The following is a 422-nucleotide window of genomic DNA, read 5'->3' as shown; positions in this document are numbered from 1 at the left end:
ACATCAAGCCATCCTTGATCAATCCAGTTATAGACCGTCTTGTAGGCAATTCCAACTACATGGGCAACTTGTTCAGGTGACCACTTCTGGACTTGAATCTTTTCCTCAATCAAGTGTTTAAGGTTTTTAGTGAGCGAAGACTTCCGCCCCCGTTGACTAACCTTGCGTTCAAAGTCGGTTTGCGCTAGCTCAGCCCGGTACTCACTATTTAGCCGGTGAAGTTCGTTAAAGATGGTGGTCTTACTAAAGCCTAAGTAGTTAGCGATGTATCGCAAGGAACGTCCTTCATTATGAAGCGTTTCAAAGACAACACGGTTCTGGAATGATAAAATAGTGGTGCTCATCAAGGTCCTTCTTTCTAATGGATTGTACGGTAACACCATTAAAGACCTTGATGGGTTTTTCTGTCCACTTAAATGTTC

General features: G+C 43.1%; 1 protein-coding gene. It reads right to left on the bottom strand.

Annotation, left to right across the window (positions count from 1 at the left end; genetic code table 11):
• Window positions 1–344 (bottom strand): helix-turn-helix domain-containing protein (locus QOS06_RS10735; protein ID WP_283596064.1); only part of this gene is annotated, 344 nt, incomplete at its 3' end.
• Window positions 345–422: the final 78 nt, after the last annotated feature.

The organism is Limosilactobacillus sp. DJ3M12, assembly GCF_947381695.1.
In the GTDB taxonomy this organism is placed as follows: Bacteria; Bacillota; Bacilli; order Lactobacillales; family Lactobacillaceae; genus Limosilactobacillus; species Limosilactobacillus kinnaridis.
This window is presented reverse-complemented; position numbering and strand designations above follow the sequence as displayed.